This window comes from Photorhabdus sp. RM323S (genome assembly GCF_042879375.1).
Lineage (GTDB): Bacteria > Pseudomonadota > Gammaproteobacteria > Enterobacterales > Enterobacteriaceae > Photorhabdus > Photorhabdus tasmaniensis.
Genome location: NZ_JBHFKZ010000067.1, coordinates 1 through 21,961 on the forward strand (window position 1 = coordinate 1; position 21,961 = coordinate 21,961).

Sequence of the window (21,961 nt, forward strand, 5' to 3'; positions counted from 1 at the left end):
ATACTACGCTTTTCGCCCGCAGAGTCAAGCGCTTAATTCACTTTACTCTGTCTGGCCTCACACGTTTTGTCAGCGTTGTGTCGGTCAGTGGTGGCGCATTATAGGGAGTTCTTCGGCGCTGGCAATAGTTATTTTGAAAAAAGTTAACGACTGCTGATTATTGCGGCAAATTTAACTTAAGTTACCAATTTCTCCAGTTTTGAGAATCCATATTCCTGCAAAACAGGGATTAATGCATCAGTGCCAGCACCCATTTTCATACAATAAGCAAGACTATCTGCTGAAGTACAAACAAGATTCTCCTGATGTTTAACCAACCAAGCTGTTCTTCGGGCAATAGCGGCACCGGAATCAATTAAACGAGTACCATCAGGCAGTACCTGAACTAATTCTTCCGCCAATAGTGGAAAATGAGTACAACCCAATACCACCGTATCAGGTGGTTCTTTCATTCTGAGCCAAGGTTTCAGTATCTTTTTTAAAGCGTCGGAAGATACCTTACCACCATGCAGTTTAGCTTCAGCCAATTCTACCAACTCAGCAGAACCTATAGATTCAATTCTGCAATCTATCGCAAATCTTTCGATAAGTTCTTTTGTATAGGATCGATTAACTGTTGCTCTCGTCGCCAGTAGCCCAACAATGCCATTACGAGTTAACTTCGCGGCGGGCTTTATCGCTGGAACCACACCAACCACCGGGAAATGGAACCGTTCGCGCAAAGCGGGCAAACTGACGGTACTTGCGGTGTTACATGCAATAACAACTATTGCCAGAGAGTGTTTTTGTTGAACAGCATCAACAATTTTAACGACTCGCTCAATAATAAATTCTTCCGATTTTTCACCATAAGGGAATGCTTCATTATCAAATACGTATATATAGTGGAGATCCGGCAACAATTGCCGGATCTCTTGGTAAACGGATAAACCACCGACGCCAGAATCAAAAACTAAAACTGTCGGGCGGGCAGGTTTATTCAAATCAGAAGTTATAGCTCCCAGTGAGGTAGTATTCACGTCCTGGAGTGCGATAGCCATAAACTGTCTCGTAATCTTTATCAAGCAGGTTGGCTATTCTACCACGAATTGTCAGATGAACAGTGACCGGATATGAAACCGTTAAATCCCAAAAACTAACTCCACCTAATTTCACTTTTTGAACAGGAGATGTGCTGGAATCTTTATCATAACGCTGCCCAAGATATTGATAGGTTAATCCCCAATCAAAATCATATAGCTGCCAGTCAAGTTGATATTTTACTTGCTGCTTCGCGCGGCGAGTTAAAATCTCATTCGTTTCACCATTACGTGGATCGATATATTGCAATGTCAATTGATGCTGGAATATTCCAGTATCCATTGAACCAGTCCATTCAACACCTTTAATTTTTGCTTTGCCAATATTGTAGTAGCGACTGTTTGCATAATCGATCAATTGTTCAATATCATTACGATATACAGAAAGACGCCAATTCAACAAACCAGTTACGCCTTCTATCCCCCCTTCCCATTGTTTACTTTCTTCAGGTTTCAAATCTCGATTACCTCCCCAAAAACCATACATCTGGCTAAGAGTCGGTGCTTTAAACGCCGTACCATAAGAAGCAATCAAACGATAACCTTCAATAAACTCCCAGCCTGCACTGGCTTGCCATGTAGTATTCCAGCCAGCTTCTGAATGTTTATCCGACCGAATCGCACCTTCCAGAATAAAATCATTTAATTGCTGCTGTGCTGTTAGATATATCCCGGTATTACGTACTGTTTCACTCGTCGGAATATAACTTGTTCCAGCGTCAATGGACTGTTTTTGGAAATCGACACCCGTACTCATCATTCCCTGATATAGCTGGAAAGTATTTCCCCATTGCAAGTTATATTGTTCAGAATCACCAAGAGACGCGGATTTGTCATAGCGCCCATATTTGGGATCAAAGTTGTAGTCTTTTATATGGCTATAACTTGCAATTAATTGGGACGAGTAGATCCCTTGGTTAAATTGGATCCCTGCGTCATAGTGACGACTATAAAGTTCACGGGTATCTGGCCTGGCATATGGATAACTCCAGTTAATATCCGCATCATAAGATGTTCTATTGTCATAGCCATAAGCACGGGCAAATCCACTGAATTGCTCATTAAATTTCTGATCAACCCCCAACCAGAGCATTTTACTCATGAAACCATCACGGTCAGGTTGCCTGAAACCACCGGTATTACCCGCAGAAACCACATCAAATCCTTTAGTATAGGTATAGCTGGCTGCTGCTATCAGTGAGGTGTTTTCAGCTAATCTTTGCTGGGTTGCACCATCATAAACCTGGTAACCATGTGAACCGATACCTACGTTTAAACTGGTTCCCGGTTTCTCTCTGGTCGTGATGATATTGATAACGCCGCCAATCGCATCAGAGCCATAAACCGCAGAGCGTGGCCCACGGATATATTCAATTTTCTGAATCAACGATACAGGTATTTGGCTTAAATCTGAGGAACCACTAATACCCGCTTGATTCAGACGTATTCCATCCATCAGCACCAATACATGACTAGAATTAGTACCACGGATAAACAAAGAACTTAACTGCCCAATGCCACCATGCAGCGCAATATCAACACCGGGCAAGCGGCGTAAAATATCGGCTACGCTATTTGACTGCCAACGCTCAATTTCATCTCGTGTCACAACGGAATGAGGAGCCAATATGCTTGAAACAGGCTGTTTGAATCGACTTGCCGTAACAACCAATGAATCCTGCTGTTCTTCCGCAACAGCCACAGAATTCCAACCAGAAATCACTGCAACTGAAATTGCGGATAATAAAAACCGGTTTTTATTTATCATATAGAGAAAACATCCAGCAATGATTGTTAGAAGGCCAAACCTCCATGCTACGATGAAGGATCAGACCTGTTTAGAATATAAGCATAGACAGGATTATGAATGAGTAATAAGAAAACTGGACATCCTTTGTTCTTTCCCTACAATTTCGCACGAAAATTTTTCTTACTACAGATATAAGAGAACAAACATAATGCAAAATCTCCTGCCAACGGAAAGCTATGAGCAACAACTTGCAGAAAAAGTAAGCCGTTTAAAAAGCATGATGGCACCTTTCCAAACTCCGGAGCCAGAGGTTTTCCGCTCACCGGTATCTCATTACAGAATGCGGGCAGAATTCCGCATTTGGCATGAGCAGGATGATTTGTACCATATTATGTTTGATCAACAGACAAAACAGCGTATTCGCATTGTACAATTTCCTGTTGCCAGTAAATTAATCAACAACATGATGGCAGTGTTAATTGATGCCATTAAATCCGAACAGATCCTACGCCATAAGCTATTTCAAATTGATTATCTGTCCACTAGCAGTAATAAAATCCTTGTTTCTCTGCTTTATCACAAAAAGTTGGGTGATGAATGGACACAACAGGCGTTAAAACTGCGTGAAGAGTTAAAAAATAAAGGGTTTGACGTTGAGCTGATTGGCAGGGCAGCTAAAACTAAAATCGTATTGAACCATGATTATATTGATGAGGTTTTATCTATTGCAGGCCAGAACATAATCTATCGTCAGGTGGAAAACTGTTTTACCCAGCCAAATGCCAGCGTCAATACTCACATGCTCGAATGGGCGATTGATATTACCAAAGGTTCACAAGGCGATTTACTTGAGCTTTATTGCGGAAATGGCAACTTCTCTCTGGCGTTAGCTCAAAATTTTGAAAGAGTATTGGCGACAGAAATTGCCAAGCCATCCGTTGCAGCAGCTCAATACAATATCGCGGCTAATAATATTGATAATGTGCAAATTATTCGAATGTCGGCAGAGGAATTTACTCAAGCAATGAATGGCGAACGCGAATTTAATCGCCTTCGGGGAATCGATTTGAAAAGCTATCAATGTGAAACTATTTTTGTTGATCCACCACGTAGCGGCCTTGATGAAAAAACAGTTGAGATGGTCCAGGCATATCCGCGAGTTCTTTATATTTCCTGCAACCCGGAAACCCTTTGCCATAATCTGGAAACATTAACCCAAACGCATAAAATCAGCCGTCTGGCTCTGTTTGATCAGTTCCCTTATACACACCATATGGAATGCGGCGTACTTCTGGAAAAATTAAACTGAGACTTAACCAACATACAAAACAAAAACGCCGCAGAGAGTTATCTCTCCGGCGTTTTTCATCAATCAATGGCTGTTTTCTGCAATGGACTGGTCTTTACGGACTTTTATTTTTCTGTAAATCCAGAACACTAATATAGTCCCTATTACTGCGGGGAGGAAATTAGAACCAATTTCAGGGTATTCCACCCTGATAATCGCACTATAACTAAATAATCCCAAGAGGAAGCAGGCGACAACCAGCTTAGGAATCCCATCAGGCATTGAGTGATTCAAATAGCGCTGATGAAGACAATAAATTGATAACACCAGTGCTATCAGTGGGAAAACTGAAAAAGAAACAACTGAGCTAAAAACTGCTGAAAACGTTCCATTAGTTGCTAATCCGACAATAAAAGCGAGTAACAATGTACTTTTGTCCTGGCGGTATTGTTCCATCATTTCGTTCTCCTTCTTCATAGTTATTTAAGTTTAGGGTCCGGTGGATTTATTTCTCTGCGATACCAATAATATGCACCTTTAGCAATCATCCGTAGTTGCAAGACTAAACGTTCTTCCAAACGCTGTCTTTTCTCCAAATCAATATCCAATGCTTCTGCACCTGCACTGAATACTATTGTTACCATTGCCTCTGCCTGTACTTCAGTAAAATGTCTCGGCATACGGCTTTCCTGCTCTAAATAGTCTGCCAATTCAGCAATAAAATGTTGGATTTCCCGTGCGACAGCGGCACGGAATTCAGCAGAGGTACCTGAGCGTTCACGTAATAATAAGCGGAATGCATTTGGATTATTACCAATAAATTCCATAAAAGTTGAGACAGATGTGCGGATGACACTACCACCTTTAGCAATACGTTGCCGGGCTTGTCTCATTAACTGACGTAGCATCAAGCCACTCTCATCCACCATAGTCAGCCCTAATTCATCAACATCACGGAAATGGCGATAAAATGAAGTTGGCGCAATGCCTGCTTCACGAGCCACTTCACGCAAGCTAAGGCTGGTAAAACTCCGTTCAGCACTCAGTTGACTGAATGCTGCCTCAATCAGTGAACGACGGGTTCTTTCTTTCTGTTTCGCTCTGACGCCAGTAATGTTACTCACACGAATCCTGATATCTCTGTCTGAATATAGTGAAGAAATATATCAAATTTTATAATCATGCTCTTATCATGTCACTGATACGGATTTGTTTCATCATTAAACTGTGACATAAAATCCTGATGACGATTGGGTTATTAACTCAACCAATGTTAATATGGCGTTGTAATTTTGTGTAAAAACAGGTCTTTCCTCTATGCAACATATTCATTTTGACGCCATTGTCATTGGCTCCGGCCCCGGTGGAGAAGGAGCAGCAATGGGATTAGTGAAACAGGGTAAAAGCGTTGCCGTTATCGAACGCTATAACAACGTCGGCGGTGGTTGTACTCACTGGGGCACTATCCCGTCCAAAGCCCTCCGCCACGCCGTCAGCCGTATTATCGAATTTAACCAAAACCCGCTGTACAGTGATAATTCCCGCATTCTTCGTTCTTCATTTGCTGAAATCTTACGCCGCGCTGAAATCGTCATTAATCAGCAAACTAAAATGCGCCAGGGATTTTATGAACGCAATGGATGTCGTATGTTTTCCGGGGAAGCAACATTTATTGATGACCACCGGGTAAGTGTGCGCTATGCCGATGATAACTACGATATCTTAAGCGCAGATAAGATTATTATCGCGACCGGCTCCCGCCCATATTGTCCACCAGATGTTGATTTCACCCATTCCCGTATTTATAACAGCGATTCCATTCTGAAACTGGATCACGAACCACGGCATGTGATTATTTATGGTGCCGGGGTGATTGGTTGTGAATATGCGTCAATTTTCCGTGGATTAGGCGTGAAAGTTGATTTGATCAATACCCGAAACCATTTACTGGCTTTCCTTGATCAAGAGATGTCAGATGCACTTTCCTACCATTTCTGGAATAGTGGCATCGTGATCCGCCACAATGAAGAATATTCTAAAATTGAAGGTGTTGATGATGGTGTTATCGTTCACCTCAAATCCGGTAAAAAAGTCAAAGCCGACTGTCTGCTTTATGCTAATGGCCGGACAGGCAATACCGATACTCTTGGGCTGAAAAACATTGGTCTGGAAGCCGATGGCCGCGGGTTACTGAAAGTCAATAAGATCTATCAAACCAACAACGAAAATATCTACGCCGTAGGAGATGTTATCGGTTATCCAAGCCTGGCATCTGCCGCTTATGATCAGGGCCGAATTGCCGCGCAAGCGATGACTAAAGGAAGCGCCGAAGTTCATCTGATTGAAGATATTCCAACGGGCATCTATACCATTCCTGAAATAAGTTCTGTGGGTAAAACCGAACAACAATTAACAGCCATGAAAGTGCCTTATGAAGTTGGGCGCGCGCAGTTTAAACATCTGGCACGCGCACAAATTGCCGGGATGAATGTCGGAAGCCTGAAAATACTGTTCCACAGAGAAACCAAAGAGATTCTTGGTATTCACTGTTTCGGGGAGCGTGCCGCTGAAATCATTCATATCGGCCAGGCGATTATGGAACAAAAAGGTGAAAGTAATACTATCGAATATTTCGTCAATACTACCTTCAATTATCCAACTATGGCTGAAGCCTATCGTGTCGCGGCCCTGAATGGCCTGAATCGGCTATTTTGATTGCCCATAATAAGCGCCCATTTTAGCGCTGATAACCTCTGCCAGTTGCTCATAGCGACCACGCAGAGGTGAACCAGGCCGATAAATCAAAATAACAGACCGCTTAGGTTCAGGGTTGCCACATCCCAGATAACAGACACCATCACGTTTTCTCTCCTGTGGGACTGCCAGGTCAGGCAATAACGTGATTCCACTACCGGCAGCAACCATATTACGCAGGGTTTCCAAACTGGTTGCACGGAAATGTGTATCTTCCTTCGCACCGGCCTGAAAACAGAACCCCATAGCCTGATCACGCAAACAATGACCATCTTCCAGCATCAGCAATTTCTCACCGACCAATTCATCCATAGCAATTTTTTCTCGATCTGCCCAAAGATGGGCATCATATATTGCCAGTTTCATGGGTTCTTCAAACAATGGCACTTCGATGAAGGCTTCTGTCTCCTTAACCAGCGCCAGAATCGCACAATCCAATTTGCCACTATCCAACTGGGCTAACAAACTTTGCGTCTGAGCTTCATGCAGATACATTTCCAACTTAGGAAACAAACTATGAAGTTCAGGAATAATATGAGGTAACAGATATGGGCCAATTGTTGGGATCAAACCAATATGCAGCGGACCAGACATATTTTCTCCCTGAAGCGATGCCATTTCCTCCAGGATCCTAACCTCACGGAGAACCGTTCTGGCCTGTTCTACTAATAACATCCCTTGTTGCGTGAACAAAACCTTACGACTGGTGCGTTCCAACAGCATGACACCCAGATCATCCTCAAGTTTACGAATTTGCCCACTTAACGTAGGCTGGCTGACGTGGCATGAATCGGCAGCATGGCGAAAGTGCCGATGCTCCGCAAGAGCCACAAGATATTCCAGATCGCGGATATTCATTTCCACCTCAACATATTGAATATAAATGATAGAAACTACCAATAGATAATTATATCAATGTGAGGAGAAGACTATCAGATAATCCTTAAAAACTTATATGTAAAGATCTCATTTATTTTACAGGGGATATTAATACCCCCCAACGATGACTCACTTAAGCTTTAATCTCTGCTTAACATCTACAATCGCTTGCATGACCTGTTTTCGCGAGACACCACCTTTTGCAAGACGCTTGTCCAGACAAGATGGCAGAGACAAAATATCGTATACATCTTCAGTCATTGTGCGGCTAAATTTCTGCAACTCTGCCAATGACAGTTCTTCCAGCGCCTTACCCTGAACAAGCGCCATAATCACGGTTTCCCCGACAATATGGTGAGCCTCACGGAATGGAACACCTTTTGCGACCAGATAATCAGCCAATTCAGTTGCGTTGGCATAACCCTGTTTAGCCGCTTCTTCACAACGTGAGCGCCTGACTTGAATACCATCCAGTACCAACGCTGCCATATGCAAGCAATCCAGCCAAGTGTCCAGCGCATCGAACAACCCTTCTTTATCCTCCTGCATATCTTTATTATAGGCCAGAGGCAAACCTTTCAGGGTCATCATCATACCGGTCAATGCTCCCTGTACCCGACCACATTTCCCACGGATTAACTCCAGCGCATCCGGGTTTTTCTTCTGTGGCATCAAGGAAGAACCCGAAGTCACTCTATCTGACAGTTCAACAAAACCCGCTTCACCACTGTTAAAGAAAATCAGGTCTTCAGCAAAACGGGAAAGGTGGATCATGCTGATGCTGGCATCAGATAGTAATTCCAGTACATGATCACGATCTGAAACGCTATCCAGACTGTTACGGGTCGCGGAAGCGAAACCCAGCCATGACGCCAATTGTTCGCGGTCAATATCATAAGCGGTTCCGGCCAATGCACCGCATCCAAGCGGACTGGTATCCAGCCGTCTTAAAGTATCTTGTAACCGGCTTTCATCACGAGCCAACATTTCTACATAAGCCAGGCACCAATGAGCAAATGTAACAGGCTGTGCTCTTTGCAAATGGGTATAACCTGGCATAACCGCATCCTGATTATTCTCTGCGGTAATAACCAATGCCTGCTGTAATTCCACAATTGCCTGATGAATATAGGTAATATGTTCTTTACACCAAAGTTTGAGATCTGTTGCCACCTGATCATTACGGCTACGACCAGTATGAAGCTTCTTACCCAGATCACCGACTTTGCTGATCAACTGCCCTTCCACCCAACTATGAATATCTTCCGCATCACTTTGCAGGATGGCTTGTGGACTCGTTTGAACCTCACTTAGCAACTCATTCAATGCCATCTCCAGCTTTTGTTGCTCCTCAGCCGTCAGTACACCCACAGTCACCAGCGCTTTCGACCATGCAACCGAGCCTGTAATGTCCTGCTCCGCCAGTCGGTAATCAAAGCGAAGTGAATCATTAAATTGTTTGAACCGTTGATCTGCTTCCTGACTGAAACGCCCGCCCCAAAGTGCCATATTTTTATTCCTGATTATCTGATGCCTGAGTGAGTGCCTTTTATAAGCCGTAATTTTATGCATTAAGTGGAGATAATGGGCCAGAAAAGCCAATCCAGGAACGGATGCACAATCTGACCATTATCCCCGTTGCTACGAACAATGAAATTACTCTTTACTATTTAATGCCCGAATACGTGAAGACAGAGAATACAGACGGATAAACCCTTCTGCATGGCTGTGATCGTAAACCTCATCTTCACCAAACGTTGCAAACGCTTCCGAATAAAGGCTGTTCGTCGATCTCTTCTGGATTGCTGTCACCTGGCCTTTATAGAGTTTCAGTACCACTTCACCACTGACATCCGCAGCCAACGTCTCAGCGGCTGCCTGAATAGACTGACGCAGCGGTGCGAACCAACGTCCGTCATAAACAACATAGGACATTTCCAGCCCAAGTTGCTGGCGCCATTTAAAGCTATCACGGTCCAGCACCAGTTGTTCGACACCACGCAATGCGGCCATCATGATGGTCCCTCCCGGTGTTTCATAACAACCACGGGATTTCATTCCCACCAGCCGGTTTTCCACGATATCAATCCGACCGATACCATGTTTTGCCCCCAAAACATTCAACGCGTCAAGGCATTGATATGGCGACATCACCTTGCCGTTAATCCCAACAACTTCGCCTTTTTCAATAGTGATGCTTACCAGTTCAGCTTCATCTGGCGCTTCTTCCGGCTCCACTGTCCACACCCAACAATCTTGATTGGATGCATTCCAAGTGCTTTCCAGAACGCCACCTTCTGTAGAGATGTGCCATGCATTCTCATCACGGCTGTAAATTTTCTCCAGTGTTGCCGTTGTTGGGATATCCCGTGCTTTCAGATAATCCAACAACGCTTCACGGGAACGTAAATCCCACTCTCTCCACGGAGCCACTACTTTCAGATGGGGCGCTAACGCGGTATAAGTACTTTCAAACCGAACCTGATCGTTACCCTTACCTGTCGCGCCATGAGCAAGTGCATCTGCTCCCACTTTCAGTGCCAGTTCAACCTGTGCTTTAGCAATAATTGGCCGCGCCATTGACGTTCCCAGCAAGTAGCTGCCTTCATACAGAGCACCGGTTTTCAGTACCGGATAAACATAATCTTTAATGAATTCCTCACGCAGATCCACAACGTGACATTCTGATGCGCCGGAACGTAAAGCTTTCTGCTCCACGCCCTCCAGATCTTCACGGCTTTGTCCCACATCGGCGACAAATGCAACAACTTCACAGTTGTCATAATGCTCTTTCAGCCAGGGAATAATGGCAGAAGTATCCAGACCACCAGAATAAGCGAGAACTATTTTTTTAATATCTTTAGTATGCATGAAGTTACCCTTTGAAATTCCGTTGTTGTTCATCAGCAAAGCTTTGCCGAAAATTAATCAAACTTGATTTAAGCCAGAATACGAGTACCGACGGGAACACCGTTAAATAACGCGGTTAACTGATCCGCATGGCGCCAACTGGCAATATCCACCGGGCGACCTAATGTTTTAGCTGCATCCAAAGCTGCATTTACCTTCACGATCATGCCGTCAGTGATGATGCCCTGCACAATAAGTTGTTCAGCTTTCTGAGCAGTGATATCAGGGATCTTCTGCCCTTTACCATCCAAAATGCCACTCACATCAGAGAGCAATACCAGATCAGCCCCTAGCGTTTGAGCTATCGCCGTTGCCGCCTGATCAGCATTCACATTCATCAGCTCCCCTTTATCAGTTACACCAATCGAACTAATAATGGGTATATAACCAGCATCCAGTAAAATTCTCAGCAACTTAGCATCACCCGGCATTGCTTTCCCCACATGCCCCAACTCTTCACTCAGTTGGGAAACCATGACTACATTACCATCTCCTAAATATAATCCAACTGATGCAAGCTGATACTTAGTCGCCCACGACAACAAAGTTTTATTGGCTACACCTGCCAATGCGCCGGTGATAATCCCTATCTGATCAACGGGTGTTACCCGTAATCCTTGCTCCTTCACTACCGGCAGTTGCAACTTCTGCATCAGTTCATCTACCAGACAACCACCACCATGAACAATCACCAACTGGCGTTTATGTGTTTGCCGATATTCCTGTAATGCAGTAAACAAGCGTTCCAGTGCTTCTTCATTGTCCAATAACACGCCACCTAACTTTATGACTAAAGGTTCCATCTGATTTACTCCCTCACGCCAATAATTAAAGTAATGCCTGAGTTTCTTCAAACCCAAAACGTATATTCATACACTGAACTGCCTGAGCGGCCGCGCCTTTCAAGAGATTATCCTCAGTACCGACAATAATCAGGTGATCACCCTGTACAACAAAACCAATATCACAGAACGGTGATCCAACAACCGATTTCAGAGCTGGCACCCCTTTGTAGTAGAGACGCACTAGAGGCTTATCTTTATATGCCTGTTGATAAACTTCACTTATCTGTTCTGCGGTAACACCTGGCTGCAATTTACAGGTAATCGTGGCAAGAATACCCCGTGCAAAATTACCAAGATGCGGAGTAAAAATCACCCTGGTCCCCAGATGTTCCTCAATCTCTGGTTGGTGACGATGAGTAAATATTCCATAAGGTTGCAGGCTAACTTCGCAGAAACTGTTGGTCATACTGGCCTTCCGACCTGCACCACTCACGCCGCTGGTCGCATTAATCACCGGCCAGTGACCGGTATCCAGCAAACCCTTTTCCAGTAGCGGTTTTAGAGCAAGTTGAGAAACCGTTGGATAACATCCCGGGACAGCAACCAACTGGGCCTGTTTAATTTCTTCAGCCTGCCATTCAGCAAGTCCATATACAGCTTGTGCTAACCATTGAGTATGCTTATGTTTGAATCCGTAGTATTGTTGATAAATCTGAGCATTTTGTACGCGATAGGCACCGGACAGATCGAACACAACGCAACCTGCTGCCAGAAATACCGGCGTGATGTCATGACTGACCTCATGGGCGGTGGCAAGGAAAACCACATCAACCCCTTTAGTAGCATCAGTGATGTCAGTCAGCGGTTGCAGTGGTAGATCAACGATGCCTTTATACTGTGGATGTAAATCTGAGAAACATTTATCTGCATCAACGCTCTGAGCAGAAACCATTAGCCTAATCAGATTTATATGTGGGTGACGATGCAGATATGCTGCCAGTTCTGCTCCGGTATAACCACTTGCACCAACAACCAGCGTATTCAACATGGGATCTCTTTACCTTGTGCTCAGTATTTAAACGGGATAATGTATTTTTATTCAAAAAAAATGCATGAATATTGATACTATCATGAATAAAGGCTGTCAACAGTGAATATTAAATTACCTCCATTTATTGAGCTATTTCGGCAGTTAATCGCGACTCCCTCAATCAGTGCCACCGATATCAGTATCGATCAAAGTAATGAGTCTTTAATCAACCTGCTGGCAAGCTGGTTAAAAGAAACAGGTTTTGAGATTGAGATACAACCGGTACCCAAAGTCAGCGGGAAATATAATTTACTGGCGACTCTGGGAAGTGGCCCAGGTGGATTACTACTGTGTGGTCATACCGATACCGTCCCTTTTGACGAAGGGCGCTGGACTCAAGATCCCTTCACCCTGACAGAATGTGATAACAAACTATATGGTTTAGGTACGGCAGACATGAAAGGCTTTTTCGCCTTTATCATTGATGCCTTGCGGGATATTGATGTCAGTAAAATAACCCGTCCGCTGTACATTCTGGCTACCGCGGATGAAGAGACAACAATGGCAGGTGCCCGTTATTTTGCGGCAAGTACCACTATCCGACCGGATTTCGCGATTATCGGGGAACCGACGGCATTGCAGCCTATCTGTGCACACAAAGGGCATTTATCGAATGCTATCCGCATTGTCGGCCAATCAGGGCATTCCAGTGATCCAGCCCGCGGTGTCAATGCTATTGATTTGATGCATGAATCTATTGGTCATCTGATTGAATTGCGCGACACGCTAAAAGAGCGTTACAACAATCCGGCATTTGCCATTCCGTACCCGACCATGAACTTCGGCTATATTCATGGCGGTGATGCGGTAAATCGGATTTGTGCACATTGTGAATTGCATATGGATATTCGCCCATTACCGGGCCTGACATTACAAGATCTGAATGGGCTGTTAAACGAGGCCCTGGAACCAGTGAAACAGCGTTGGCCTGGCCGTCTGACCATCAATGAATTACATCCACCCATTCCTGGATATGAATGCCCAACAGACCACAAGATGGTTGATGTAATAGAAAAACTGCTAGGCCGCAAGGCTGAAACCGTGAATTACTGTACCGAAGCGCCATTTATTCAGGAATTATGCCCAACTTTAGTCCTTGGCCCAGGTTCGATTGAACAGGCACATCAGCCGGATGAGTTTATTGATACGGCATTTATTGAACCTACCAGAAAGATAATCTCTCAGTTAATAGATCATTTTTGTCTGGGCAATAATTAATTGCTTCAACTTCTCCTCCCAAAAATCAGGGGGGACTCAAGCATCAGAACAAGAAACAAACAAGCTTTTCCCAAGTACCTTGCACATAAACACAGCTCAGATAATAAGTAAAACTTATAGAAAACAGCTCAGTATTAAATTTTAGAAATTTCGCCCAAACTGATTATTTTCTGATATGAATATGAGTCTTAGGGTAAGTGTCAGACTGTGGCACCACAAAAAATAACTTCCCGCCACTTAAATGAAATTTTTCTACAGGAACAGAATCAACATTCTGCCAGCAATAAAGGCCAAAAGTCACATGAACCAACAATATTCCGCAATGCGCAGTAATGTCAGCATGCTAGGTAAGCTGCTGGGAGATACTATCAAAGAAGCTTTAGGGGAAGATATTCTCGATAAAGTTGAAACTATCCGCAAATTATCCAAATCATCCCGTGCCGGCAATGAAGCACACCGCCAGCAACTATTGTCCACATTACAAAACTTATCCAATGATGAATTGTTGCCGGTTGCCCGCGCGTTCAATCAATTTCTCAACCTGACAAACGTCGCGGAACAATATCACAGCATATCCCCACATGGTGAAGCTGCCAGCAACCCGGTTGCTTTGGCGAAGTTATTCACCCAGTTAAAAGAAAAAAATTTCAGTAACGACGATCTGAAAAAAGCGGTGAATGAGCTGTCGATTGAACTGGTTCTCACCGCTCACCCAACTGAAATCGCGCGTCGTACCTTGATCCACAAACTGGTCGCCGTTAACACCTGCCTGTCACAATTAGATCACGATGACTTGGCGGATTATGAGCGTAATAACATTATGCGCCGCCTGCGCCAGTTAGTTGCCCAGTCATGGCATACCGATGAAATCCGTAAAATCCGCCCTACTCCAATTGATGAAGCTAAATGGGGCTTCGCTATGGTGGAAAACAGCTTATGGGATGGTGTGCCGGCATTCCTGCGTGAATTCAATGAACAGTTGGAAGAGTCTATTGATTACAGCTTGCCGGTCGAAGCTGTTCCTATCCGTTTTACTTCCTGGATGGGCGGCGACCGCGACGGCAACCCGAATGTCACGGCTGAAGTTACTCGCCATGTATTACTACTTAGCCGCTGGAAAGCAGCCGATCTGTTCCTGAAAGATATTCAGGTTCTGGTTTCTGAATTATCCATGTCCGAATGCACATCAGAAGTTCGCAAACTGGCAGGTGGTGATGAAATTCTGGAACCTTACCGGGAAATTACCAAAAAACTGCGAACACAACTCAGCAATACACTGGAATATTTAGAGAAACGGCTGAAAGGGGAGCAAGTTCTGCCACCCACTGATCTGCTGGTGGATAATGAACAGCTCTGGCAGCCCCTTTACGCCTGTTATCAATCATTGAAAACCTGTGGCATGGAAATCATCGCCAATGGCCAATTATTGGATATCCTGCGCCGTATTCGTTGCTTCGGCTTGTCACTGGTACGCATTGATGTCCGTCAAGAAAGCAGCCGTCATACAACCGCCATGTCTGAACTGACGCAATACCTGGAATTAGGCGACTACGAAAGCTGGTCCGAAGAAGAGAAACAAGCTTTCCTGCTGCATGAACTGAATTCCAAACGCCCACTGATCCCACACAACTGGCAACCAAGCGCTGAAACTCAAGAAGTTTTCGAAACCTGTAAGGTGATTGCAGAATCACCTCAAGACGCCATCGCTGCTTACGTTATCTCAATGGCTAAAGTGCCTTCTGATGTATTAGCGGTTCACCTGCTGCTGAAAGAAGCCGGTTGTCCGTTCACCTTGCCAGTTGCCCCGCTGTTCGAAACCCTTGATGACCTGAACAACGCCGAAAATGTTATTCAACAATTGATGAATATTCAATGGTATCGCTGTCTAATTCAGGACAAACAGATGGTGATGATTGGCTACTCTGACTCGGCAAAAGATGCCGGGGTGATGGCTGCGGGATGGGCGCAATACCGCGCACAAGATGCACTAATCAAAACCTGTGAAAAAGAAGGCGTCACGCTGACCTTGTTCCATGGTCGCGGCGGTACCATTGGCCGTGGCGGCGCACCAGCACATGCAGCGCTGCTTTCCCAGCCACCGGGAAGCTTAAAAGGTGGGCTACGTGTCACTGAGCAGGGTGAAATGATTCGCTTCAAATTCGGTCTGCCACAGGTCACTATCAGTAGCTTAGCGTTATATGCCAGCGCAATTCTGGAAGCCAACCTGCTACCACCACCGGAACCTAAGCCGGAATGGCGTCAGATAATGGATACTTTGTCTGATGTTTCTTGCAGGATGTATCGTGATTATGTACGTGAACAACCTGATTTTGTGCCTTATTTTCGTGCTGCAACGCCAGAACTGGAATTGGCTAAACTCCCTTTGGGTTCTCGACCAGCCAAACGCCGCCCGACAGGAGGTGTGGAAAGTTTGCGAGCTATCCCGTGGATTTTTGCCTGGACACAGAACCGCCTGATGTTGCCGGCTTGGTTAGGCGCAGGTGCTGCACTACAAACAGTCGTGAATGATGGTAAACAGGGTGTACTGGCAGAAATGTGCCGCGATTGGCCTTTCTTTACCACCCGCATTGGTATGCTGGAGATGGTTTTCGCTAAAGCGGACCTATGGCTGGCGGAATATTATGATCACCGCTTGGTAGATCAGAGTTTGTGGCCATTAGGTCAGAAGCTGCGTGAGCAACTTTCAGCGGATATTAAAACGGTATTAACCATTTCCAAAGATGAGCATCTGATGGCAGATTTACCGTGGATTGCAGAATCAATCGCCCTGCGTAATGTTTATACCGATCCATTAAATGTTTTGCAGGCAGAACTTCTGCTACGTTCCCGTCAGCAACAACACCCTGATCCACAGCTTGAACAGGCGCTGATGGTCACAATAGCCGGTGTAGCGGCAGGAATGCGAAATACAGGTTAGTCGCTGTCAGTAGGAGACAATCTCCACGCGACGGTAGTGATATTATTGAGCACAGTACGGGTATCTTTCATCTTCATATAACCCCGTACAATATGTGCTCAATGGTATCACAGTTTTCCCACATTTACCGTTTGCGAAACAAACAAAAACACGATAAGAGCAGGATAAATTCCACTCATTACATAAATAAAATTTGATAATGTGATTTTTGCTCACTTCCCTAGAATTGTGCCTTTCGATTTCTAAGAGGGTTCAATCATGAAGAAAAATAAACTTGCCATTTTGTTATCTCTTGCTTCCCTGTTTGGCGTTAATGCCTATGCCCAAACAGAGAAAGCACAGGAAGCCCCTGCTGCTAAAAATGCCCTGACAGCGCAATCCCAGCTGCTACCTAACCCTAAGAGCCCCATCCGTGCCGACGGGAAGGAGCTCGACATTAAGTCTGAGATAGCTTACATCCCCGCCCCGCCACTAACCAATATGTGGGTCTATGCCGTTGGCTCGACGAATTGCGGATGGGAATACACTTCCAACTTGCCAGTGACGAACTGCAATCACGGAGGGAGCCTGCTTCGCGCCGCCGTTCTGGAAATTGGCTACGGATTCAACCCCATTGCTGGGATGAACGGCGCTATGCTGCCAGGCTCGATGTACTCTTCTACACCAGTTTGTATTACAGGCGGGTACTACACTTGGCCGTGTCCTGCGGGCCAAATTGTAGCTGGCTGGCTTAAGGAATACGTCCTCGACGGCTACCAGAATGGTATCTTCAGATACCAAAATACTTCCACTAACTGGCCTCATAATACTTTGTCAACGCAGATCAGCATTCTTTAATCTGCTGAAATCCACTTAAATCTGTAAAGGGCGGGAAACCGCCCTTGTTCCGCAATGAGATAAGCAAAGATCGCAACAATAACAGCTCAAACTTTACTCATTACATAAATAAAATTTGATAATGTGATTTTTGCTCACTTCCCTAGAATTGAGCTTTTCCATTTCTAAGAGGATTCAATTATGAAAAAAAATAAACTTGCCATTTTATTGTCTCTTGCTTCCTTGTTTGGCGTTAATGCCTATGCCCAAACAGAGCAACTGCCGGAAGTTCCTGCTTCTCAAAAAGTCCTGATAGCGCAATCCCAGCTTCAGCCTAACGCTGATAGCCCCATCCGGGCCGAAGAGCAGGATCCCAAAATTAATTCTGAACCTGTTGACGCCCCCGCACCTTCGCTAAGCAATATGTGGGTCTATGCCGTTGGCTCGACGAATTGCGGATGGGAATACACTTCCAACTTGTTTGCAACAACCTGCGATCACGGAGGACAGCAGCTCCGCGCCGCCGTTCTGGAAATTGGCTACGGATACAGCCCCTTTGCTTGGATGAACGGAGGTCTACTGCCCGGCACAGCGATGTACGCTGATACGCCGGTTTGCATTACAAACGGGTATTACACTTGGCCGTGCACTGCGGGCCAAACTGTGGTTGGCTTCCTTAAGGAATATAACCTCGACGGCAACCAAAATGGCACCTTCAAATACCAGAACACTTCCACTAACTCGCCTCAGAACATCGTGTCAGTTCAGATCAATATTCGTTGACCTGAACTGCTGAAACTCACTTAAATCTATAAGGGCTGGGAAACCGCCCTTATTCATTTCTACGCGCAGGCATCGACACCCCCTTCGTTTTTTCCACCTGATATTTTCACCCGCATTGGGCGGAGGCTTACGGCGATTTTTGCTAAACTTTGTGCCACGAGGTCCCTTGAATGCCTAATGGCAGCCATCCTTGGCTTTCAGTGGTGGGGAATACAGCCATAAGGTCCCTGGCTTGCTGTAACATTCGCCCAACCAAACTGACCAGCAACTCAGCATCCAGCCTTTCCAACCATTCACGGCTCCAAAGTAGGGTTTCACCCTCACCGCTACGACTCAATTGCAACAGCGGCCAATCGCCTAATGTAGCCAAAGATCGGGGCTCGACATCACCCAGCGGAATAAACAACGTCACCAGCTCATCACGTTGACGGATATGCAGGCTAAAAGGGCCAAGCGGCAGATCAAGCCCCTCTGGGTGCAGGGACTCCTCGGTCTGTCCAAGAAGCCGGCACAGATCCGATAATAGGAGATTAAACATGATTACTCTTTATGGTTGTCAAACACGGATTCAGTCGGCGGCCACAGGTTGGCGATTGGAGGCTTACTTGGTGTACCTTGCAGCTCACCACCTATGGTCGCAGCCCAAGGATCAATGACGCGTGCTTGTGAACCCCAGGTTTCTGGTTTGCTGAGCTCACTGTTGGGATCGCGACCGACCACTACGAAGCAGTGGGTTTGAGTATGCCCCTTAGAGCCACGATGAGCGACTACCTCAATGCGCTGCTGGTCGTCTTGATTGTGTTTCATCAATTCGGCTGCCGCAGAGTAGGCCAAGGTGGTGCAGCAACCAGCCTGAGCCTGAGCGACATGGCGGGCGATGGATTGCAATTGGTTGAGGCTGACGTTGCCTCGCTTGGCGGCGATGGCTGCCATGTTGGACATCATGTTGGCCTGGCCGTTAACCTTCTGGCGCTCAGGATTATCATTGAATAACCGTAATCTCTCCATGATTTGCTGATATTGGGGATTCTGCTTGCTAACGAAGGTGCCTGCATCGGTGCATGCATAGGTTCCCATCTTCTGCAAGGTTGGCATGGCCTGTTGTAACACGGCCTTGATACCGGGCGCGACCACATTTGGCTGGTGAGCACGCACCATAGCGCCCTGTTCCGCCAGAGCCTGTTTGAGTTCGGTGAGGCGAGTGCCCCGGGCCGCCACCTCTTTAGGATGGTGGTTCTCCCAGTGCTGGATAGCATCTTGTACCCGTTGGGCCTGCGCACTACTGGGGGCACTCTGCAACTGACGCAGTTCGGTAATCAACTGTTTGAGATCCGAACTTTGGAAGTGCAGAGGACCGCGTCGAACAGACTGCTCGAACAGACTGCTCGAACAGACGATTGCCCTGTTCGAGCAGAGGAGAGGCAGCAGTGTGCTGAGAAGCCTGCATTTGGCTAAGTGGCATATGGCCGCTAATGGGTGAAATTGGCATTATCTTTTCCAAAATTAGGTTGAGTTAATTAGGGACATCTTAGTATTTTTCCTGCCCTGCTTATGTAAAAAAGTGACCAGACTTTTGTCTGTTTTGGGTATTCAGAAGATTTCCGTTACCGACTCAGTATTCAAACTTGCTTTCTCAAATTTTATACAGAAAAATGCTGCGTACGTTAATTTACTGTATTTATAGGAAAATACTTATGACTGCTGTTACCCGATTTGATTTAAAGATGGATATTGATGAAACGGCCAAAAGTTCACCGCAATCGTTGATAACCCGATGAAGTTTAAAGCCATAAAATCGTTTTCCCTCATTGTGCACCCCTTCCAATACCCGATTGCGGGGAATACAAATTTTTTTCGGTGATCCGTTAACTGAGTAGGCGGATTCACATCATAGCAGCAACGGTTTCTTCTACAATTACTGCTTAGATTTAGCGCTTGCCTAAGATCAAGGTAACACTAAACTAAAGGGAACCTCTAAATACTTTTCACAGCCACAAAATTGAGTAAAATGTAGACACAACACCTCTCTGCAAGGTAGCGCCGTCATGATACCGCCTCGTTCTGCTTTAAAAAAAGACAAGCTGGCATCCGAATATCACCGTCGAAAAATCGATGAATTAGGTGATCCACTGCTTGTTCTTGATAAGTATGTTGATTTCTCGGCACTGGCTGACACCATAGACCGTGTCGCACCACGTATTATTTCTCCCAAAGGGGGACGCCCGCCATTCCCGACTGAGGTGATGGTTCGCATCATTATCCTGAAACATTTCCATCATCTTTCCGATGAAAAGATGGAATATCAATTGCTTGACCGAATGAGCTGGCAACGTTTTTGTCGCCTGACCGATGTCATTAATATTCCAGACCGTAACACGATTTGGTGTTTCGAAAAACGGATTGGGCAGGAAGGTGCCAGCGCGTTGTTTGAAGAGGCAAAGCATCAGCTTTCGGCACAGGGATTCATTCCCTGAGGGGGTCAAATCATTGATGCCACGTTGCTCCCAGTGCCTAAGCAGCACAATAAGAAGGAAGAGAATGAACAAATCCGTCAGGGTAAAACGCCGGATAACGGGACAGCAAACAAACGATGCCAGAAAGACACCGAGGCAACCTGGACGAAAAAGCACGGTAAAAGTTATTTTGGCTATAAGCTTACCATTAGTGTCGATACAAAATATAAAGTGATCCGCCACATCGCGACAGGAACCGCTGCTGTCCATGATAGCCTGTTTTTTGAAGCCGTTTTGGATCGGTCAAATACAAGCCGGGACATTTATGCGGATAAAGGGTATGCCAGCCAGATGCGTGAACATGCGCTGAAGGAACAGGGCTATCGTGTTCATATTCAGAGGAAAGCATCACGTAATAAGCCCTTATCAGATTGCCAGAAAGGCCGAAATAAGAAAATAGCGAAAACCCGGGCACGAGTCGAACATATCTTTGGCTCATTCTCTCAGAGGGGTGAAAAATTTATCCGAACGATAGGCCAGCTGCGAGCCAATTTTGCGATGATGATGAAGGCCACCTGCTATGATTTGCAACGTTTGGTTTATTTTGGGAAATCCGGCATTCATGCTTTTTAATTCCGGTATGTGATGAAAAAGCGATGAGTTTATTTTTTCCGCTGAAAAAGCCAGAAGAAGTCATACACAATAAGGTCATTTATTGGTGAGTGCAAAATTGATCTTATTTTTTGTATTGAGAGTTTTTAGAGGTTCCCTGTTGTCAATTTATGTGGCAATGGCTTCAACATGTAAAGGTATTCATGGAACGCCGCATCATGACAACAGCAAAAATCGGGAAGGGTAAAAATGGGTGTATCACTATTATGAAAACCTATTTAACCTGTTATCGGAAATCGTTTTTTACTCAATGGATTTAATTGTTATAAAGTTTTAACCGTTGTTTTACCCCTTTAACACCTGTTTTTTATTAAGTTTAATCATCATCGGATATCGTATTTTATGTTTAACGAACGTGGATTATATTCATTTTTTATCTTTTCTGATGCTGTTAAATAACTGGCGAGAAAGCGCTTTAATATCCGTTTATTCGGGTAATGTTATTTTACGTGCGATTTCTTTTCAACTTTGGATTTAATTAGCATAAAGTTTTAACCGTTGTTTTATCCCTTTTAACACCTGTTTTTTGTTAAGTTTAATCATCAT

Annotated in this window: 18 protein-coding genes and 1 pseudogene; 7 read left to right on the forward strand and 12 right to left on the reverse strand. The window is 45.1% G+C overall.

Translation table 11 applies throughout. The annotated features are described in order from the left end of the window. Positions 1-176: 176 nt before the first annotated feature. Positions 177-1,040, reverse strand: a complete 864-nt coding sequence (gene murI / locus ACGF7G_RS19870; protein ID WP_387467787.1) for a glutamate racemase — start codon at positions 1,038-1,040, stop codon at positions 177-179. Continuing rightward, positions 985-2,847 carry a TonB-dependent vitamin B12 receptor BtuB gene (gene btuB, locus ACGF7G_RS19875; RefSeq protein WP_387467789.1) on the reverse strand — a complete coding sequence of 621 codons (1,863 nt, stop codon included), beginning with the start codon at positions 2,845-2,847 and terminating at the stop codon, positions 985-987. Before btuB ends, murI begins: the two co-directional genes overlap by 56 nt. 187 nt (positions 2,848-3,034) lie before the next feature. Here btuB and trmA point away from each other — a divergent pair, with 187 nt between their 5' ends. Beyond that, complete coding sequence (trmA, locus tag ACGF7G_RS19880; protein ID WP_387467812.1) at positions 3,035-4,138, forward strand: tRNA (uridine(54)-C5)-methyltransferase TrmA; 1,104 nt, start codon at positions 3,035-3,037, stop codon at positions 4,136-4,138. Between the two features lie 63 nt (positions 4,139-4,201). Here trmA and ACGF7G_RS19885 read toward each other — a convergent pair whose 3' ends face one another. Further along, complete coding sequence (locus ACGF7G_RS19885) at positions 4,202-4,573, reverse strand: YijD family membrane protein (RefSeq protein ID WP_133814261.1); 372 nt, start codon at positions 4,571-4,573, stop codon at positions 4,202-4,204. Positions 4,574-4,596: 23 nt separating this feature from the next. Continuing rightward, a complete protein-coding gene (gene fabR, locus ACGF7G_RS19890; RefSeq protein WP_021325464.1) occupies positions 4,597-5,241 on the reverse strand; it encodes an HTH-type transcriptional repressor FabR in 645 nt (214 codons plus the stop codon). Between the two features lie 193 nt (positions 5,242-5,434). On the opposite strand from fabR, the gene sthA reads away from it, so the two are divergent. Beyond that, positions 5,435-6,832, forward strand: a complete 1,398-nt coding sequence (gene sthA, locus ACGF7G_RS19895; RefSeq protein WP_387467792.1) for a Si-specific NAD(P)(+) transhydrogenase — start codon at positions 5,435-5,437, stop codon at positions 6,830-6,832. On the opposite strand, the gene oxyR is transcribed toward sthA, so the two are convergent. The 5 genes from oxyR to argC all read right to left on the reverse strand — a co-directional run bounded on the left by oxyR (position 6,824) and on the right by argC (position 12,493). Then, positions 6,824-7,729, reverse strand: a complete 906-nt coding sequence (gene oxyR, locus ACGF7G_RS19900; protein WP_387467794.1) for a DNA-binding transcriptional regulator OxyR — start codon at positions 7,727-7,729, stop codon at positions 6,824-6,826. The genes sthA and oxyR overlap by 9 nt on opposite strands. A gap of 150 nt (positions 7,730-7,879) precedes the next feature. Then, positions 7,880-9,259, reverse strand: coding sequence for an argininosuccinate lyase (gene argH / locus ACGF7G_RS19905; RefSeq protein ID WP_387467795.1), 1,380 nt, complete (start codon positions 9,257-9,259; stop codon positions 7,880-7,882). A gap of 147 nt (positions 9,260-9,406) precedes the next feature. Further along, a complete protein-coding gene (locus ACGF7G_RS19910; protein ID WP_133813978.1) occupies positions 9,407-10,621 on the reverse strand; it encodes an argininosuccinate synthase in 1,215 nt (404 codons plus the stop codon). A 68-nt stretch (positions 10,622-10,689) separates the two neighbouring features. Further along, positions 10,690-11,463 carry an acetylglutamate kinase gene (gene argB, locus ACGF7G_RS19915; protein WP_387467797.1) on the reverse strand — a complete coding sequence of 258 codons (774 nt, stop codon included), beginning with the start codon at positions 11,461-11,463 and terminating at the stop codon, positions 10,690-10,692. A 25-nt stretch (positions 11,464-11,488) separates the two neighbouring features. Further along, a complete protein-coding gene (gene argC, locus ACGF7G_RS19920; protein WP_387467799.1) occupies positions 11,489-12,493 on the reverse strand; it encodes an N-acetyl-gamma-glutamyl-phosphate reductase in 1,005 nt (334 codons plus the stop codon). 102 nt (positions 12,494-12,595) lie between these two features. On the opposite strand from argC, the gene argE reads away from it, so the two are divergent. The 4 genes from argE (at position 12,596) to ACGF7G_RS19940 (ending at position 18,290) form a co-directional block, all read left to right on the forward strand. Further along, positions 12,596-13,753 carry an acetylornithine deacetylase gene (gene argE, locus ACGF7G_RS19925; protein WP_133813981.1) on the forward strand — a complete coding sequence of 386 codons (1,158 nt, stop codon included), beginning with the start codon at positions 12,596-12,598 and terminating at the stop codon, positions 13,751-13,753. 301 nt (positions 13,754-14,054) lie between these two features. Next, positions 14,055-16,691: a phosphoenolpyruvate carboxylase gene (ppc, locus tag ACGF7G_RS19930; protein WP_387467802.1), complete on the forward strand. Its 2,637-nt coding sequence runs from the start codon at positions 14,055-14,057 to the stop codon at positions 16,689-16,691. 258 nt (positions 16,692-16,949) lie between these two features. Further along, positions 16,950-17,528 (forward strand): YolA family protein, encoded by a 579-nt coding sequence (locus tag ACGF7G_RS19935; protein ID WP_387467804.1) that lies wholly within the window; start codon positions 16,950-16,952, stop codon positions 17,526-17,528. A 180-nt stretch (positions 17,529-17,708) separates the two neighbouring features. Further along, positions 17,709-18,290, forward strand: a complete 582-nt coding sequence (locus tag ACGF7G_RS19940) for a YolA family protein (protein ID WP_387467806.1) — start codon at positions 17,709-17,711, stop codon at positions 18,288-18,290. A gap of 142 nt (positions 18,291-18,432) precedes the next feature. Here the strand turns inward: ACGF7G_RS19940 and ACGF7G_RS19945 are convergent, their stop codons facing one another. The 3 genes from ACGF7G_RS19945 to ACGF7G_RS19955 all read right to left on the reverse strand — a co-directional run bounded on the left by ACGF7G_RS19945 (position 18,433) and on the right by ACGF7G_RS19955 (position 20,139). After that, positions 18,433-18,828, reverse strand: a complete 396-nt coding sequence (locus ACGF7G_RS19945) for a hypothetical protein (RefSeq protein ID WP_387467808.1) — start codon at positions 18,826-18,828, stop codon at positions 18,433-18,435. A 2-nt stretch (positions 18,829-18,830) separates the two neighbouring features. Then, on the reverse strand, positions 18,831-19,610 hold the full coding sequence (locus tag ACGF7G_RS19950) for a hypothetical protein (RefSeq protein ID WP_387467810.1): 780 nt from the start codon (positions 19,608-19,610) through the stop codon (positions 18,831-18,833). A 358-nt stretch (positions 19,611-19,968) separates the two neighbouring features. Beyond that, a complete protein-coding gene (locus tag ACGF7G_RS19955; protein ID WP_387467815.1) occupies positions 19,969-20,139 on the reverse strand; it encodes a transposase in 171 nt (56 codons plus the stop codon). Positions 20,140-20,338: 199 nt separating this feature from the next. Here ACGF7G_RS19955 and ACGF7G_RS19960 point away from each other — a divergent pair. Next, positions 20,339-21,376, forward strand: a pseudogene (locus ACGF7G_RS19960) (IS5 family transposase). Positions 21,377-21,961 lie beyond the last annotated feature (585 nt).